General features: G+C 67.5%; 14 protein-coding genes. 9 read left to right on the top strand and 5 right to left on the bottom strand.

Annotated features, from left to right (window positions below; genetic code table 11):
- Nucleotides 1-300: 300 nt before the first annotated feature.
- Entirely contained in the window at nt 301-957 is a 657-nt protein-coding gene (locus QHF89_RS48555) for a GNAT family N-acetyltransferase (RefSeq protein WP_136973249.1), read from the top strand.
- Between the two features lie 18 nt (nt 958-975).
- Here the strand turns inward: QHF89_RS48555 and QHF89_RS48550 are convergent, their stop codons facing one another.
- The 3 genes from QHF89_RS48550 to QHF89_RS48540 all read right to left on the bottom strand — a co-directional run bounded on the left by QHF89_RS48550 (nt 976) and on the right by QHF89_RS48540 (nt 7,186).
- Complete coding sequence (locus QHF89_RS48550; RefSeq protein ID WP_136973248.1) at nt 976-2,382, bottom strand: FHA and sigma-54 interaction domain-containing protein; 1,407 nt, start codon at nt 2,380-2,382, stop codon at nt 976-978.
- Between the two features lie 85 nt (nt 2,383-2,467).
- The gene (locus tag QHF89_RS48545; RefSeq protein WP_136973247.1) at nt 2,468-4,864 is read right to left on the bottom strand and encodes an RCC1 domain-containing protein; all 2,397 of its coding nucleotides are present in this window, start codon (nt 4,862-4,864) and stop codon (nt 2,468-2,470) included.
- Nucleotides 4,865-4,867: 3 nt separating this feature from the next.
- The gene (locus QHF89_RS48540) at nt 4,868-7,186 is read right to left on the bottom strand and encodes an RCC1 domain-containing protein (RefSeq protein ID WP_284721956.1); all 2,319 of its coding nucleotides are present in this window, start codon (nt 7,184-7,186) and stop codon (nt 4,868-4,870) included.
- A gap of 426 nt (nt 7,187-7,612) precedes the next feature.
- Here QHF89_RS48540 and QHF89_RS48535 point away from each other — a divergent pair, with 426 nt between their 5' ends.
- The 3 genes from QHF89_RS48535 to QHF89_RS48525 all read left to right on the top strand — a co-directional run bounded on the left by QHF89_RS48535 (nt 7,613) and on the right by QHF89_RS48525 (nt 9,874).
- On the top strand, nt 7,613-8,311 hold the full coding sequence (locus tag QHF89_RS48535) for a hypothetical protein (RefSeq protein WP_136973245.1): 699 nt from the start codon (nt 7,613-7,615) through the stop codon (nt 8,309-8,311).
- 184 nt (nt 8,312-8,495) lie between these two features.
- Nucleotides 8,496-9,188, top strand: a complete 693-nt coding sequence (locus tag QHF89_RS48530) for a hypothetical protein (RefSeq protein ID WP_136973244.1) — start codon at nt 8,496-8,498, stop codon at nt 9,186-9,188.
- A 14-nt stretch (nt 9,189-9,202) separates the two neighbouring features.
- Nucleotides 9,203-9,874 carry a hypothetical protein gene (locus QHF89_RS48525; protein WP_284721955.1) on the top strand — a complete coding sequence of 224 codons (672 nt, stop codon included), beginning with the start codon at nt 9,203-9,205 and terminating at the stop codon, nt 9,872-9,874.
- A 29-nt stretch (nt 9,875-9,903) separates the two neighbouring features.
- On the opposite strand, the gene QHF89_RS48520 is transcribed toward QHF89_RS48525, so the two are convergent.
- Nucleotides 9,904-10,899 (bottom strand): tetratricopeptide repeat protein, encoded by a 996-nt coding sequence (locus tag QHF89_RS48520; protein WP_136973242.1) that lies wholly within the window; start codon nt 10,897-10,899, stop codon nt 9,904-9,906.
- Nucleotides 10,900-10,907: 8 nt separating this feature from the next.
- Entirely contained in the window at nt 10,908-12,449 is a 1,542-nt protein-coding gene (locus QHF89_RS48515) for a serine/threonine protein kinase (protein ID WP_136973241.1), read from the bottom strand.
- 147 nt (nt 12,450-12,596) lie between these two features.
- On the opposite strand from QHF89_RS48515, the gene QHF89_RS48510 reads away from it, so the two are divergent.
- The 5 genes from QHF89_RS48510 (at nt 12,597) to QHF89_RS48490 (ending at nt 16,809) form a co-directional block, all read left to right on the top strand.
- On the top strand, nt 12,597-14,009 hold the full coding sequence (locus QHF89_RS48510) for an FHA and sigma-54 interaction domain-containing protein (RefSeq protein WP_284721954.1): 1,413 nt from the start codon (nt 12,597-12,599) through the stop codon (nt 14,007-14,009).
- A 113-nt stretch (nt 14,010-14,122) separates the two neighbouring features.
- A complete protein-coding gene (locus QHF89_RS48505; RefSeq protein WP_136973239.1) occupies nt 14,123-14,776 on the top strand; it encodes a hypothetical protein in 654 nt (217 codons plus the stop codon).
- 472 nt (nt 14,777-15,248) lie between these two features.
- Nucleotides 15,249-15,578, top strand: coding sequence for a hypothetical protein (locus QHF89_RS48500; protein ID WP_136973238.1), 330 nt, complete (start codon nt 15,249-15,251; stop codon nt 15,576-15,578).
- A gap of 257 nt (nt 15,579-15,835) precedes the next feature.
- A complete protein-coding gene (locus tag QHF89_RS48495) occupies nt 15,836-16,156 on the top strand; it encodes a hypothetical protein (protein ID WP_136973154.1) in 321 nt (106 codons plus the stop codon).
- A gap of 260 nt (nt 16,157-16,416) precedes the next feature.
- Nucleotides 16,417-16,809 (top strand): hypothetical protein, encoded by a 393-nt coding sequence (locus QHF89_RS48490; RefSeq protein WP_136973155.1) that lies wholly within the window; start codon nt 16,417-16,419, stop codon nt 16,807-16,809.
- Nucleotides 16,810-17,013 lie beyond the last annotated feature (204 nt).

The raw sequence follows: 17,013 nt of genomic DNA, 5'->3' as shown, positions 1-17,013 counted from the left end.
GCGTCCCCCTCTCGCCCGGGCAAAGCCCGGTCGATTCACCCCCCGAGGCGAGCTCGCTTCGCGATCTCGCAGAGCGCCGAACGGTTCGGCGCTCTAGGATGTCCGGACATCGCCCCGGCGTCCCCGCGATGTCCGGACATCTCCTGGACAAGCGCAGGGCGACGCTGGTTTTCGCGGCCCGAAATGCGCGGCGCATGGGCCCGCGGCGCTCGGCACGCCGGCTGCAATGACCCCTTCCGTGACGCGCTGGTCGCTGCGATCAGCCTGAAGAGGGTTTTACCAATGCACTATGTCTATCGAATGGCCACGCCGCGTGATGAGGACGCCGTTCTCTGCCTGCAGGAGCAATTCGTGGACGAGATGAGCGATCCCATGGGTATCGACGACGATTTCGAGCGCGGCGAGTTCGTCCTTCTCGAGGCCGTGCAAGGGGACGAGCGGCGCGTGGTGGGGATGATGAGCCTGACGCGCGCGAGCGCCTCGCCATTCGTGGTCGAGCGGGTTTTTCCGGACATGTGGCAGCGCCTCGACCTGCGGGCGCTCACGGGCAAGACCGATCTCCGGCGCAGCGACGTCGTGGAGATCGATTGGGGATACCTGGCGAAGCCCTACCGCGGCAGGGGCCTGGCCAAGCTGCTCCTGGCCGGGTGCGTTCTCCACGCGCACCACCGGGGATACGCAGCGTGCGTGGGTATGGTCGCCGGGGGCGCGTTGGAGATGATGCCGGACGGCTTCTTTCATGGCTCCGGCTTCACCACGTCGCAGGGCGGCGTCCGCTACGAGCTCGGCGCGTTCGTGCCTGCGCAGATCGCAGAGAAGGTGGAAAACCTCGTCGACGAGGCCTGCCAGCACCAGCGCAGTATCGTGTGGGAGTTGCAGCGCCTCGACGACCCCTCGGCCTCCGTCGCCAAGGGCCGATCGCCGTCGATTGCGCCTTCGACCGGCATCGTGGCCTGATGCGCGCGCCGCCTCCGTTCAACGTACCCGCGCGCGGCCGCGGGGAATCCCGAGCGCATCCATCCAGCGCGCGAGCTGGCGCTCGTGCACGCCGAGCAGCCGCGCAGCCTCGCCCTGGACGCCGCGCGCCTTGTCGAGCGCGCCCTCGATCACCGCGCGGTCGGGACGCTGCTGCCGGGGCTTGCGAGCCTCGCTCGTCTCCTCGGGGTCGCTCGGTGACAGAGACACCTCGCCGCTCTCGCTCGCCTCGCGCGCCGCGAGCACGCTGAGGTGCTGCACATCGATGGCCCCGTCGCCCGCGAGCACGGCGGCACTCGTGAGCGCGCGCCCGAGCTCGCGGATGTTGCCCGGAAGCTCGCCGAGGAGCAGGGCGCGCGCGGCTTTTTTGGTGATCGAGGCACGGGCGACGTCGGCCTTCGCCAGGATGTGCGCGCCGAGCAAGCCGAGATCCTCGCGGCGGCGACGCAATGGCGGGATGCGCCCCACGTAGCCCGCCAGCCGGGTCCGCAGATCGGCGCGGAACCGCGCGCCGGGCGCGAAGACGTCCGCGTTCGTCGCCGCGACCCACCGCACGTCGACCTTGTGCGCGCGATCGGCGCCGACCGGGGTGACCTCGCGCTCCTGGAGCACGCGCAAGAGGCTCGCCTGCGCGGCCTCCGGGAGATTGCCGATCTCGTCGAGGAAGACGGTGCCGCCGTCCGCGCTGCGAATACGGCCTCGGCGCTCCTCGTGCGCGCCGGTGAAGGCGCCGCGGCGGTGGCCGAAGAGCTCGGCCTCGATCATGTCGCCGGGGATGGCGCCGCAATCGATGGCCCCGCAAGGACCCGCGCGGCCGCTCTTCTCGTGCACGTACCGCGCGGCGATCTCCTTGCCCGCGCCGGTCTCGGCCAGGAGCATCACGGGCTGATCGGTGCGGGCCACGCGTTCGAGGTCGAGCGCGAGCTGCACGACCTCGGGGCAAAGGGTACGCGTGGGGCCGTGCGCGAGCCCGGTGGGGTGGGCCGCGAGGCGCATGGCCATGGCTTCGTTGACCAGGCGGTAGACGAACAGCGAATGGCCGATCTCGATGACATCGCCGTCGGCCAGGGGCCTCGGCGCGTCGATGGGCGCGCCGTTGACGAACGTCCCATACCTGCTGCCGCGATCCTCGAGGCGATCCTCGTGGCCGGCACGCGCGACGACCGCGTGGGACCTGGACACGTAGGGATCGGGCAGCAGCAGCGTCTTGCCGTCCATGCTCACGGGCTGGACGCGCGGGGCCCGATGGATCTCGATCGTCGCGCCGCTGCGCGCCAGCGGGGGCAGGGCGAACGCGTCGCCGGCGAGCAGGTCGTCGTAGCGCAGAACGAACACCAGGACGCCGATGGACCGGCTCTGCGTCGGTGGCTCGTGCTCGGTCTTGGTGTTGCTCAACGTCTCGACCATGAGGCGAGACGAGTATAGGCAGGACTGCCGCACGGCGACAAGCGCGCCCGTCCGGACCTGTCCGGACGGCGGAGGCGCACGGCGGTCACCATAACGACACAGCGGGGAGCGCGTCCCCCATTTCGCCGGGCCCGCCGCCGCGGTTTTGCGTATCGCCGAGCCCGAGCTGGCCGCTCGTATTGCTCCCCCAGCATTTCACGGCTCCGCCCTGGAGGAGGGCGCAGGTATGGTAGCCGAAGCCCGCGGAGGAGGCAGCGACGGCGACGGCGGTCTTCCCGGCGCCCAGGTCCACGGCAGGGAGCGCGTCGCCCATATGGCCGGGCATTGCTCCACGGCCCCACGTATCGCCGAGCCCGAGCTGGCCGCTGGCATTGCTCCCCCAGCATTTCACCTCCCCGCCTCCGAGGAGCGCGCAAGTATGCTTGTTCCCGGCGGAGATGGCGATGGCAACATTCCCGGTGCCGAGATTCACGGCGGGCAAGACATCGCCCATCTCGCCGGGTTCGTCGCCGCGGTGCTCCGTATCGCCGATGCCGAGCCTGCCATCATGGTTACGACCCCAGCACTTCACGGCGCCATCCTGGAGGATGACGCAGGTATGCTGGTAGCCAGCGGAAATGGCGATGGCGGTATTGCCGGTGCCGAGATCCACGGCGGGTAGCAGGTCTCCCATCGGAGGGGGAAAAAGACAGTCGGCCGACCCGGGGGAGCCGTTCCCGAGCTTCCCCAAGCCCCCGTCCCCCCAGCACTTGACGGCGCCGCTCGCAAGGATGGCACAGGTATGTGAAAGGCCAGCAGAGATGGCGATGGCGCGATTCCCAGCACCGAGGTCCACGGCGGGCAGATTGTTCCCCATGTCCTCTGGGCTCCCACCGCGGTTCGTGATGTCGCCGAGGCCGAGCTGCCCGCACGCATTGTGCCCCCAACACTTGACGGCACCGTCCGCGAGGATGGCGCATGTATGGAATGCGCCGGCGGCGATGGCGATGGCGGTCGTCGTGTGATCGTCGCCGAGGTCCACCGTGCCCAAGCCGAGCTGCCCATCGTCGTTCAGCCCCCAGCACCTCACGCTGTGGTCCTCGAGCAAGGCACACGTGTGGTGCGCGCCGGAGACGATGTCGATCGCCTTCGCCCCGCCGAGATACGTCACGGGCAGGGCCGCCCCCATCTCCCCGATCCCGTCGCCCATGTTGGCGTCCCCCTCGATGCCGAGCTGCCCCTGCGCGTTGCTTCCCCAGCATTTGATGCGCCCGTCCCCGAAGCGCGCGCAGTTGAATTCCATCCCGGCGCTCACTTGCCAGGACGCAGGCGCGCAGCTCGTGAGACATGCGTCGGCGTCGCTCTGGTTCCCGTCGTCACACGCCTCTCCGTTGCTGGGCTGCAAAAAGCCATCGCCGCAGACGGGCAGCGCGCAGGACGAGGTGCAGGCGTCGGTCTCGTCGTCATTGCCGTCGTCGCACGGCTCGCTGGCCTGCACGAAGCCATCGCCGCAGACGGGCAGCGCACAGGACGAGGTGCAGGCGTCGGTCTCGTCGTCATTGCCGTCGTCGCACGGCTCGCCGGGCTGCACGAAGCCATCGCCACAAGCTGGCGGCGCGCAGAGAGAGGTGCAGGCGTCGGTCTCGTCGTCATTGCCGTCGTCGCAGATCTCCCCGTTGCCAAGCTGCAGCCACCCGTCTCCGCACTTGCAGTCCGCGCCCGCCTCATTGACCTTGCCGTTGCAGTCCTGGTCGAGCGCCTCGTTGTCGCAGGTCTCCGCCGCTGGCAGCCCGTCCCCCGTACAAGCCGCATAGCCCAGACCATCGCTCCTGCACACCTGCGTGCCGTCGTGACAGATCCCGACGTTCCGGGTGCCCTCGGGGCCGGTATAACAGGGCATTTGCGTGCCAGGCACGCAGGTGCACCCCTCGCCCTCCTCGTTGGCCTCGCCGTCGCAATCGTCGTCGAGCGGGGAGATGCACGACTCCTCGCTCGGCAAAACCTCCCCCTCGCAGCCACCTACAGGCTGGCCGTCGTCGCAGTGCTGGATGCCGTCGATGCACACGCCACGGCCCCTCGTCTCCGGCAACCCGGTATAACAAGGGATGCTCTCGAGGGGCTCGTGCAACGCCACGGTACCCACGCAAAGATCCGCCGTGCAGGCGTTCTGATCATCGGCGTCGTTCGGGTCGGCGAGGATCTCCACGTCGCCGTGGCCGTCGCACACGCGCTGGGCGCAATCCCCCCCGATCTGCGCCGGGAGAGGCGTGCCGCGCGTGCTGTCCACGAATGCGCACGTCCCGTCCCGACAACCCACCACCGCGCGACAGTCGGGCACGCTCGCCACGCAATCCCCATCCGAGAGGCACGCTCCCTCGAACCACGCCTCCCCCGGCTCGATACCGGCAAGCTCGCTGCAAGCAGGAGCCAGGGTGAGCATCCCAAAAAACACCACGACGCGGGCTGCCTTGCGCATATGCGGATCTTCCAGGAAGATGGCCATGTCTCACCACGGGATCACGAGCGGTAGAGAATCGCCCATGTGCCTGGGATTGCTGCCGCGCTCGTCCAAATCGCCGAGCCCCAGCGCGCCACCAGCGCCCCAGCACTTCAGGTTACCGTCTTCGAACAAGGCGCACGTGTGCATCGCGCCTACCGAGAGAGCGGCCACCGTCCGCTTGGCGCCGAGGTCGACCTCGGGCAGGTTCTCCCCCATGGTCTCGGAGAGATAGCCGATGCTATCCGAGTGGCCGATCCCGAGCTGCCCGGACCCGTTGAAGCCCCAGCATTTCACGCGGCGGCTTTCGAGCAGCGCGCAGTTGTGGTGCCGGCCGGCATCGAGGGCGATGGCCTTCTCGCCCGTACCAAGATCGACCGCGGGGAGCGCGTCGCCCATCTGGCCCGGCCCGTTGCCGAACGCGAGGATGTAGCCGATGCCGATGCCGAGCTGCCCTTCGAGATTGTAACCCCAGCATTTGACGCGGCCGTCGTCGAGCAGCGCGCACGTGTGGTATTCGCCCGCCGTGACAGAGATCGCCTTCGCGCCGGTGCCGAGATCGACCTCGGGCAAGGCGTCCCCCATCTCGCCGGGCTCGTCGCCGCGCCCCTGCGTGTCGCCCAGGCCGAGCTGGCCGGTCCAATTGTTCCCCCAGCATTTGACGTGCCCATCGTCGAGCACGACGCACGTGTGCCCCATGCCCGCCGTGACGGCGACGACCTTCTTGCCTGCACCGAGGTTGACGACCGGCAGGGCGGCGCCCATCTCGCCCGGCGCGTCCCCACGGGAGAGCACGTCGCCCGCGCCGAGCTGACCAGATTCATTGTTCCCCCAGCATTTCAAGGCGCCGCCCTCGAGCACGGCGCAGGTATGCTGCGAGCCCGCTGCGACGGCGATGGCCGTCGCGCCGATGCCGAAATCGACCTCGGGCAAGGCGTCCCCCATCTCGCCGGGCTCGTCGCCGCGAGACTGCATGTCGCCCAGGCCGAGCTGGCCTGTGCCATTCATGCCCCAGCACTTCACCCGGCCCCCCGCGAGCAGGGCGCAGGTATGCCCGGCGCTCAGCGCCGAGCCCATGGCGATGGAGACGGCCTCGTTCCCGGCGCCCAGCTCGACCACGGGCAACGCGCTGCCCATCTCGCCGGGCTCGTCGCCGCGAGACTGCATGTCTCCCAGGCCGAGCGGGCCATCCAACGGGGTCGTCCCATTGAAGCCCCAGCACTTGACCCGTCCGTCACGAAAAGCCGCGCATGTCCGGAAGTTGCCCGCGAAAAGCCGCACGACGGTGGGCTTGCAACTGGCGAGGCAAGGCCCGTCGTCGGTCGCGTCCCCGTCATCGCATTGCTCGCCGGCGACGGGCTGCACGAAGCCATCCCCACACGCCGCAAGCTTGCACGCATCGGTGCATGCGTCGGTGTTGTCGGCGTTCTCGTCGTCGCATTGCTCGCCGCTCCCTGGCTGAGCAAAACCGTCCCCGCAGAGGGGGAGCGCGCAGGCGGAAGTGCACGCGTCGGTCGAATCCAGGTTCCCATCGTCGCAGGCCTCGCCCACGGAGTGGAACCCGTCGCCGCAGACGCAGCCTTCGCCGTCCTCGTTGATCTGGCCGTCGCAATCCTCGTCGTGCCCCTCCGGGTCGCATGTCTCGGCCATCGGCGTGACCTCTCCTGCGCAGGCTCCATAACCACGCCCATCCTCCGCGCAGCCACGCTTGCCCGCCTTGCACGCGCCGACGCCCTTCGTCGTGGGGTCGCCCGTGTAACACGCCTCGATCGCGCCCGGCACGCAGACGCAGCCTTCGCCCTCCTCGTTGATCTGACCGTCGCAGTCCTCGTCGCGGATCTGCCCGTCGCATGCCTCACCCTCCGCTCGCGGGACGACCTCGCCCACGCAGCTCCCCGTGGGCTTGCCATTCTCGCACGCCCTCGTCCCCGCCGTGCAGATCCCCTTCCCGTTGGTCCCCGGAGGCCCGCTGTAACACGGCGCGGAATCCAGCGGCTGGTGCTCCACGGTGGTGCCGGCGCAAAAATCCTTCGTGCAGGCGTTCTCGTCGTCCAGCGCGTCCTCGGCCACGGGCACGGCGATCACGCCGCCCTCGCCGTCACACGCCTGCTCGACGCAGTCGCCCACCACCTGCTCTACGAGCCGCGTCCCCAGCGGCGCGTCCTCGAAGGCGCAGCGATACTCGAGGCAGCCCATCGAGGTGCGGCAGGCCGTCTCCAGCGTCTTGCAATAGGTGTCGGTGTCGCAATCCAGCGGGCTCCGTGCGACGCCCTTGTCGATCCCGGCCGCCACGTCACACCCCACGAGCAGCAGCGCGAGCGCTGCCATTGCCATCCTCGCCCTCAGCCCCGCCATACGCGCACCCTTCTCACTCGAACAAGCAACGCTCGTGCCGCGCAAACGCACTGCGAGCAGCTCCGGTCTCACCGCAGGAGCGACCGTACAGGATGCAGGTTACGTGATCCTCCCCGAGCATGGCAACCGAGACCGCCGCGTCTGGCGACCGTCGAAGACACGATGTTCTAGGCAGCGTAACACTGTGATCCCGTTACTGTCACGGTTACGGTCGCTGTTACGGTTGCCGACGCCGCGTGGAACGCGCTTGTCGCGGGATGTTGCGAAGAGCTCCCGCCTCCATTCTCTGCGAGGCACCTCCAAACGCTTGGCACGCGCGCTGCAAGTCCGCCTCGAGTCCACGACGTTCGACAAGACGCCCCAAGCGCGATGCGCAGACGCGGCGAAGGAGAATCAACCATGGCTACCGAGTATTCGATCACGATCAACATGGACGACGCCACCGTCAACACGCTCACGGATCGCGGCTTCCGCCTCTATGGATTCAAGGGCGTGAAGACCGGTGCGGCCGGCGGCGCGCCCGTCGTCTGGATCGAGACGACGCAGTTCTCCAAGACGACGGTGATCAAATTTACCGAAGAGTTCCAGGCGTTCACGTCCCGATACGAGGATCTGAACGAAAACGTTCAGATCGTTTCCTCCGCGGACTACCCCATCGACCTGGGTCAAACCCTGAACATCACCGGCGCGAATGGCACCGGCGCCGTCGAGGTCGCAGGGCCCGCCACGGCGATCTCGGTCTACAACAAGGTGACCCAGGAGTTCAACTGCGGCATCTCGCAGAAGAGGAATGGGCAATTCAATCCTCTCTGCGCCGTCCCGATCAACGGCCTCAACTTGAACCGCTTCGTGCCCATCCAGCTCGTGTTTCTGGCTTTCGCCACGCAGAAGTTGAACCTGGGAACGGTGATTCTTCAGTCGTTCACGCAGGGAGGGCTGATCGACCTGACCGGGGCCCCCGGGAACACGCGCTCGGTGACCTATGAAAAGAATACGGGCTGGAGCTTCAACAACGAGCCCTGGGGAAAGCAGATCGGTGCCAACGAAAACCTCGTGCAATACCTGATCCAGCAAGACGCCAGGCTCGCCACGAAGTAACCAGGCACGCCCAGCGAGAGCGCCGACCGACGAGCCACGGCGACGCTCTCGCGTCTTCGTCGCTCGTGCCACGGGAGAGAATCACGGGGGCGTTGCGCGGCTTCGGTCCCGACCGAAGCCGCGCGGGAGCGACGCGACGAATCCGTCCACCTGCAAGCGGCTCCGGCGGAGCCGGGGGTTCCCCATGAAAATCACCATCTCCATGGACCAGGCGACCGTCGATACCCTGATGAACACCGGAAGCTTTCTCTATGGCTTCAAGGTCGTCGGATGCCAGGACAAGAGTTGCCGACCCCTCGTCTGGTTCCGGACGAGGGAGTATTCGTGCAACACCTACGTGCCGTGGGACAAGGAATACCAGGCGTACCTGTCCTTCAATCCTGTCGCGCCGATGTCCCAGATCACCGTCCTGGTGCCGTGCCCCATCGAGCCTGGTCAAACGATGTACATCAGCAAGTCCGATCGATACGACGTGACGGTGTGCGAAGGTGGCGTGAAGGATGGCATCTCGATCCAGAACAAGCTGGATACCTCCTTCACCATCGGCATCTCTCAGCGATACAACGGCGACCATTCGCCCGGGCCCATCTGCGCCGTACCGCTCAGCGGACACAACCTCCAGATCATCGCCCCCATCGAGAGGGTGATGTTGTGGTTCTCGCCGCAAAACATTCGGTCGGGCAGGGTGATCGAGAGAGCCTACAACCCAGGGATCCTCATTGATCTCAAGGATTCACCCGAACGCGCGGTCCACTACGATCAGGACAAGGGCTGGAGCTGGGGCGGTTTCCCATGGGCCGAGTCGATCGAGAGCGGTTCGAACATCGTCGATCGACTCATCATCGATTTACCCTTCCAGCCGCCGAGTTCCTCATGAAAATCAACATCTCCATGAATCAGAAGACGGTCGATTCCCTGGTGAGCTCCGGAAGCTGGCTCTACGGGTTCAAGGTCGTCGGTTGCCAGGACCGGAGCTGCCTACCCCTCGTCTGGTTCCAGACGAAGGAGTTTTCGTGCCAGACCTACGTGCCATGGGAAGAGAAAGACGAGGCGTACACGTCCTTCTCCTCGCTCGGCGGGCCCGTCGCCCAGATCGCGGTCGCGGACGCACGCGAGATCGAGCTCGGCCAAACACTGAAAATCGATAGCCCCAGCCTCACGGGCAAGGTATGCGGAGGCGTCGTACCGCAGGGGATTTCGATCGAAAATCGGACGACGCGCTCCTTCACCTGCGGCATCCGTCAGCTTTACAAAGATTCGTTTCTGCCCATTTGCGCGACTCCGATCCACGTCGGCAGTAGCCAGATCTTCGCCCCCCTCAAGAAGGTGATGCTGTGGTTCTCGACGCAGGATCTTCCGCCGGGCAGGACGATCAGGAACGCCTATGGCCCGGGGATCTTGATCGATCTGAACGACGCGCCCGAACGCACGGTCTCCTACGACATGGAAACGCTCTGGAGCTGGGGGAACAACATCTGGGCGAAAAAGATCGAGGCCATGTCGAACATCGTCGATCGACTCATCGTCGATTTGCCCTTCCAGCCACCTCACACCACCCGTTGAGCCGGGGGAGACGCGCGTGGGGCACGGAGTCACCACGTCCCTTGCAGGCCTGCCGCGCTGGGCGATACCCAGAGCCCGGCGCGCGGGGCTGGCTCGTCCTTGCGAGGCGAGGTGAGCCACAGGACCATTCCACCCGCGGCGAGGGCTCCCCCCGTGACCAGAAGCCACGTCGAAGCCTGGGCGAACCCCACCGCCTGATCGCGCAGCGCGAGCCCCTCGTCGTCGCACCGGTTTCGCGCATCGCAATGGCCGTCCGCGTTGCTCCGGCCCTTCCGTTCAATCGCCAGCCCCCCGAACACGGCCCCCGCGACGACGCCCGCCGCGCCCAGCCCCAGCGCCGAGAGCCCCACCGGCCGCAACCACGTCCTGTCCGGCGGCGCCGGCTGTGCCATCAGCACCGGCGAGGGAGCGCGCTGCTGCGCGCTCGGCTCTGGCACCAGCGCCTTCTCCGGCACGGCGACCGTCACGCTCGCCCCGTCGGCCACCACCTCCACCTGCCTCTTCCAGGGCTTGTACCCCGGCGCCGTCACCACGATCTCGTGCCCCCCCGCGTCCACCGGCAGCGCCGTTCCCCATTGCGCCTCCCCCAGCAAAAGCCCGCCCCGCATGACGGATATCCCCGGTATCGCGCGCAGGTCCGCCGGCACCTCGATCGTCATCCTGGCGAGCTTCGGCCCCAGCGCCTCCACCATCTCCGTTGCCGCCTGCCCGCGCTCGGTCTGTCCCATGCGCGCCGCCATACTCTTGACCGTCGCGTATTGCGACCAGGCGCTCGCCAGCCGCCCCTGCCCCTCATAACATCGCGCGAGCTTGAGCTTCGCGCCCAGCCCGTCGGGGGCGAGTTTCGTCACCTCCTCGAGCTTCCTGCACGCGCTCGCGTAATCGCCCGCATCCATCTCGCGCGCGGCCTGCTCGAAGAGCGCCTGCGCCGCGATCCCACGCTGCGCATCCGCGTCCTGGCCCCGTGCCCGTGAGGGCGATAGCACGAGCAAGCAGATGGCAAGGCTCGCAGCGCTCTTCTTCACGTGAATGCTCACCATACTCCGTCGGCAACACCGGGCTTTCGTACGGGTGGCGGGGCTGACGTCGCGGCCGAAGCAGACGGCGAAGGCTCCACCTTGCTCTCGCTGTTCTTGGCAAGGCTCGTGCCGTGCGAACGCGCCGTGGACGCGCTCGGGCGTGGCGGCAGGGTCGAGGTGGCGGAGGTGGGGGGGGTCGGCGTGAAGGTCGGGGGGAGCGCGGGAGGAGGGACCGCGGGCGTCGTCGTGGCCTGCGCGTTCGTGTCCTCCGGAACGACCCCGGACGCCGTCTGCACGAACGCCGGCGTCGACGGAGGGCCCGATCGCAGCAAGGGCACGGACGCGAGGCCAATCGCGAAAAGCCCCGCAACCCCTGCGATGAGCGTCGCCCTCCGCAGGCCGACTGAGGGCCGCGCGTCCACCGAGGCGATTGCCGGCTCCCCCGTCAGCGAGATGGAAGGCCGCGACGCGCTCGAGAGGACGGACGTGCTGTCCGTCGTCGCAGCCGTCGGGACGGGCTCGACCAGCGACGGCATCCCAGCGACCGACGTCGCCAAATCGTTCGTGCGGCTCGCCCCCATGCGCTCGCTGGGCGGGAGGGTGGTGGCGATGCCGAACCTATCGAGCGTGGGCGGCAACGCCGCATACGCGCTCGAGGGGGCAGCGTGGGACGAAAGCGACAGCGACGGCTCGCCCCTCGCGCCGATGAGCCCGCGCACGGCGGCGGCCAGCTCCTCGGCGTTGGCGTAGCGCTCCTCGGGGCGCTTGCGCAGGCAACGAAGGACCACCTCGTCGAGCGCGGCGGGGAGCTCCGGCTGCAGGCTCGTCGGCGGCGGGGGCTCGTTATGGAGCACCACGCGGAGCAGGTTCGCCAGGCTGTCGCCCTCGAAGGGGCGCTTGCCCGTGGTGAGCTCGTACAGAACGACGCCCATCGCCCAGATATCGCTGCGCTGGTCGACGGCCTTCGGCGAGAGCATCTGCTCGGGCGACATGTAGAGGAGCGAGCCCAGGATTGCGCCCGAATCCGTCTGCTCGGCGGCGGGCACCCCCTCCGTCTGCTTGGAGATGCCGAAGTCGAGCACCTTCAAGCAGGGGCTGCCGTTGCGGCGGCGCACGAGAAAGAGGTTCGACGGCTTGAGGTCGCGGTGCACGATGCCGAGCGCGTGGGCCTCGGCGAGCACGTCGCAGGCCTGGATCACGAGCGTTGCGGCATCCTCGAGCGGCAGGTGGCCGCGGCGCTGGAGGAGCACGGCGAGATCGTCGCCCTCCAGGTGCTCCATGATCATGTAGGGAGCGCCGCCCTCCAGGCGGCCGACGTCGTGGACCCGGACCACGTGCTCGCTCCGGAGCCGCGCGGCCGCGCGCGCCTCGCGAACGAAACGGCTCACGGCGTTGGGCCGCTCGCTGATCTTGGGGAGCAGGAGCTTGATGGCGAACAGCTCGCCGAGCTCCAGGTGCCGCACCGCGACGACGACGCCCATGCCGCCCTGCCCGAGGATACGCTCGACCTGGTACTTGCCGAGCAGGCTATCTCCAGGCCGAAGAGGCCCCTCCATCGTCACGCCTCCCGTGGCTCCTCGAACGACCGCTGACTACGAACCAGGATAGTACGATCCCTCGAACGATGGTGGAGTGTTTTCCTTATAGCCCCCATGCCTCAGGAGTTACCCTTCGCGCCGCAGGTTGGGTTACAGTATTCGCGCATGGCGACCGACACTGCCGCCTCTATCACCGCGGACAGCGCCCTGGGCGGCGACCAGCGCGGTGCGCCTGTACAGCCGTATCTCTTCGTCGTGTTGCACTGCGACAGCCCCCTTTCCGGCAGCGCTCGTTACGGGCTCGCCGACGTCGACGTCATCTCCTTCGGCCGCGGAGCGACGCGCGCTGCCACGCGCGAACGGCACGGATCCCTCGAGCGACTCGTCATCCGCCTCCCGGGCAACACCATCTCGTCGTCCCATGCAAGCCTCGTCCGTGAAGGCGAGGGCTGGGTGCTCGAGGACAAGCAGTCGAAGAACGGCTGCTTCGTCAATGGCCAGCGCATCACCCGCGCCACGCTGAACGACGGCGACCTCATCGAGATCGGGGGTGTGCTCCTGTGCTACCGCGCCGCCCTCCCGACCTCCCTCGGCGCCGCTCCCGATCTCGACACGGCCACGACCGCACCTCCGGCCCCGGGCCTCGCCACGCTCCTGCCGGGGCTCGCGGCAGAGCTCGCCGCCCTGGAGCGTATCGCCCGCATGCCAGTCCCGGTGCTGCTCCTCGGCGAGACGGGCAGCGGCAAGGAGGTGCTGGCGCACGCCGTGCACACCCTCTCGGGCCGCCCTGGGCCCTTTGTCGCCGTCAATTGCGGCGGCCTGCCGACCTCGCTCCTGGAGAGCCAGTTCTTCGGGCATGTCAAGGGCTCCTTCACCGGCGCCGCGCGCGACGAACCCGGCTACGTGCGCGCCGCCGATGGCGGCACCCTCTTCCTCGACGAGGTCGGCGACCTGCCGCTGCTGGCGCAGGCGGCCCTGCTGCGGGTGCTCCAGGAGCGCGAGGTCGTGCCGGTGGGGCGCACGCAGCCGGTGAAGGTCGACCTGCGCGTCGTCGCCGCCACGCACAAGCCGCTGGCAGAGATGGTCCTTCGCGGCGAGTTCCGCGGCGACCTTTTGGCGCGCCTGTCGGGCTATCGCCACACGCTCTTGCCGCTCCGCGAGCGGCGCGAGGACCTCGGTGTGCTGATCGGCGCTCTCTTGCGGCGCCCGGAGTTTTCCGCGGGCGACGGCGTCCGGCTCACCACCGCCAGCGGCCGGCGGCTCTTGAGCTACGACTGGCCCCTCAACATCCGGGAGCTCGCGCAGCTCCTTTCGGTGGCCGTGGCGCTGGCCGAGGACGGCGTCATCGAGCCCTCGCACCTGCCGGACACCTCGCGACCGCCGCCGCGCGCCCCGGCGCCCCCACCGGAGCCCCTCGCATCCATCGCGCCGGAGGCGCTGCGCTCCCATTTGGTGGCGCTGCTCGAAAAGCACCAGGGCAAGGTGAGCCACGTGGCCCGCGACATGGGCAAGGCGCGGATGCAGATCCACCGCTGGATGCAGCGCTTCGGGCTCAATCCCGACGACTTTCGGGGCTGAGCGTATCGGCTACGCGCGGGGACGCGGTGGCATTGCGGTTGCTACATGGGGAGCCACGGTGGGGAGTGGTGTAAAACCACAACGAACCAAGCAAACCATGGGAGAACCGAGCCGTGAGCCACCGCCTCGTGGAAGCGATCGAAATCATCGAGAATGGCGACGCCGTCACGCTCCACCCGCATCAGCATGCCATCGTGGGGTTGCTCCGGGACGGGACCAGGGTCGTCACGCTGAAAAACATCCATCCGTTCCAACAGGCGCACGTCATCGTCGCACAGCAGAATGGTGAGATATTCATCAACCACATGCTCGCGGCGGCCGACGAGGGTGGTGACCTGGAGGTGGTGCTGGTCCCGGCTGGGGCAACGCTGAAGATCCTCAACAACACCACCACGAAAGAAGTCGATGTCCTCGTACGGATGATGGCCGTGGAGCCGATCAAGCTCGTTCCCGATGCCGATGCCGTCATGCTCCACCCGTATCAACAGGCTGTCCTGGAGCGACGCCCGGATGACAAGACCAGCGTCATCACGGTGCACAACAGGAGCGCCTCGTATCGGGCGCGATTTCATGTCGAGCAGCCCGGAACACCGAGCGGTGCGCATGTCCTCGCGGTGATGCACGAGGCCGGCGACTCGAAGGACGTGCAGGTCCAGGGCAAGGACACGGCAAGGATCACCAATGTCACGGATGGCCACACGGAGAAGGTCGACCTTCTCGTGCGAGCGGCATCGCGGGAGACCGTCGAAATGCATTCCCGACGCTGACGCGGTCCGAGCAGCGTCCACGGCGACGTCCCTCCTTCTCTCGGTCCACAGCAGCCCATCCCACGCTGCGTTGCGACCGCATCCCCCGTCCTCCTCCTCGACATTTCACGGCTGACGCGGCCCTACCGCCACGGGGGGGTCATCCTGGCCGGCAGGCGCAGTCCCATCCTGCGCAGGGTCGTCCTCTCCGTGTCCACGGGTCGCCGCGCCTCCTTCGTAACAGTGACTGTAACGTGACAGTAACCGTGACGAAGGGAATGCCGTGCCGTCTCCGTGGTGGAGGTGAGCGTGCAACCCCAAATCGGGATGCGTGGCACGCTTCGGTGTCATGAATGGAGGACGGCTGCCGCGGTGGCGCGCTGGCATCGCGATTGCAACCTGGTGAATCGCAGGGACGACGAAGAAAGTGGGACGACATCGTCCGTGTCTCCCCTTTCTTCGGCAACCAAGCAGACAAGAGGAGAATCAGCCCATGCCCATCATGAGTTTCAACGGAGACACGATCCATATCCCCGTCAACGGCCCCGAGTGCCAGCTCGACCCTCGTCACCCCGGCGTGGTGGACTCGCTTCCGGATGGGAAGATCAACACCGTCACGGTGGTCAACCTCAACCGCAGGTACAAGGCGTACTACGTGATCGGCCGGGGTGGCGATACGATCGCGAAGGGGGAGCTCGCCGCGGCCGGTGAGTCGGGCGACGCGCGTACCGTGCCCGTTCCGGGGGGAAGGGACCTCAAGGTGGCAAACCTTACCACCGCCGCCGAGCCCGTCGTCATCGGCGTCGTCGTGACGTCGTTCTAGAGCGCCGAACCGTTCGGCGCTCTGCGAGATCGCGAAGCGGGCTCGCCTCGGGGGGTGAATCGACCGGGCTTTGCCCGGGCGAGAGGGGGACGCGAGGCGTCCCCCTCGGGACAAAAGAGCTAGAACATCGATCGGTTGTCAAACCGATCGATGTTCTAGCTCGCACCCTCGCGGGGAATCTGGGAGCGCCTGCCACACGCGTGTGGCGGGCGCTTCTGCCATTTGTAGCCACGCTGTGCGACCGAAAGGAGGACGACTTGTCCCACGCATCAACCATTGCATGTCCTTGCAGTGGCGAGAGCATTCATCTCGACCCGAATACGAACCGCTCGTGCGAGTCGCCGCTTCCGGACGGCTTGATCCATCTCGTCACGGTGCGCAACGTAGACAGCCGAAAGAGCGCCAAGTTCTTGATCGGCCGAGGAGGCGAGATCCTCGATCAAGGCGTCCTGGCCCCCGCCGGCGCGGAGGGCGACCAGTTCACCCGCGGGGTCTCTGGGGGCGCCAACCTCAAGGTCGCCAACCTGAGCGACAACGAGGCGATCCTCCAGGTGTCGCTGGAGTCCTTCGCCCAATGACGTGCGTTCGGCGGGTGGCAAAGCGATGACCAGAGCCTCGGCGCCAGAGGCCGGGCCGTACGCGATGGCGCGGCGCAGTCCACCGTATCGAGTGGGGACAAGGAAATCAGGTGGCACGCCCATTGCTCTACATGAGACACGAACCACCCCCAAAGGAAAGACACCGGACCCTCGATAGATTCGTCGAGGAGGGCGAGGCGAGACGTCTGCGGGGAACCGCGCTGGGTGCGACAGCAACCGAACCAGAAAGGATAACCACAATGTCGAACGCGAACTTCTCCGAGCCCGCCACGGTAGGGATCAAGCGAACGGAAAAACTGACCAAGGTGGTCAGTGAAGGCCTGGAGAGCATTCTTCAGGTCGTGTACACGCCCGCCGAGGATCTGGAGGACCCTCGTCCCACCTCGCCTCTCTCCCCCACGGATGCGGCCGTCGTGAAGGCGAGGAAGTATGCGGCGCGCACGGGCTCGCTCGCGAGCTCGCTGAGCGACCTCCTCGGCGCGGGCTTCATCCTCGAGCTGCATAAGGAGTGGAAGGATCACACCCGTGATGCCGCCCTCTACGTGGGGCTCGAGGCCATGAAAACCCTGGCGATCAACATCGCGAACATCATCGACTACGTGTCGAAATCCTCCCCCTCCCCGAAGCCGTAGCACGGCCAGGCGTCGGGCCCGGCTGCCAATGCCTCATGGCCTGGGCTGCTCCCAGGCCATGCCTGACGCTGAGCATGGGTCTCATCGGGGGCGTGGGAGCCGGGGCGCTGCCCCGGACCCCGCGGGGGCTGTTCGCCCCTCGACCCGAACCAGCGCCTGCGCTGGACCTTTCGTGGAAGAACTGCGCTCCGCGCAGTTCTTCCA

The sequence above is a fragment of the Polyangium sorediatum genome (assembly GCF_029946465.1).
In the GTDB taxonomy this organism is placed as follows: domain Bacteria; phylum Myxococcota_A; class Polyangia; order Polyangiales; family Polyangiaceae; genus Polyangium; species Polyangium fumosum.
The sequence above is the reverse complement of the archived record's forward strand: the minus strand, read 5'-3'. Positions and strand labels throughout refer to the sequence as shown.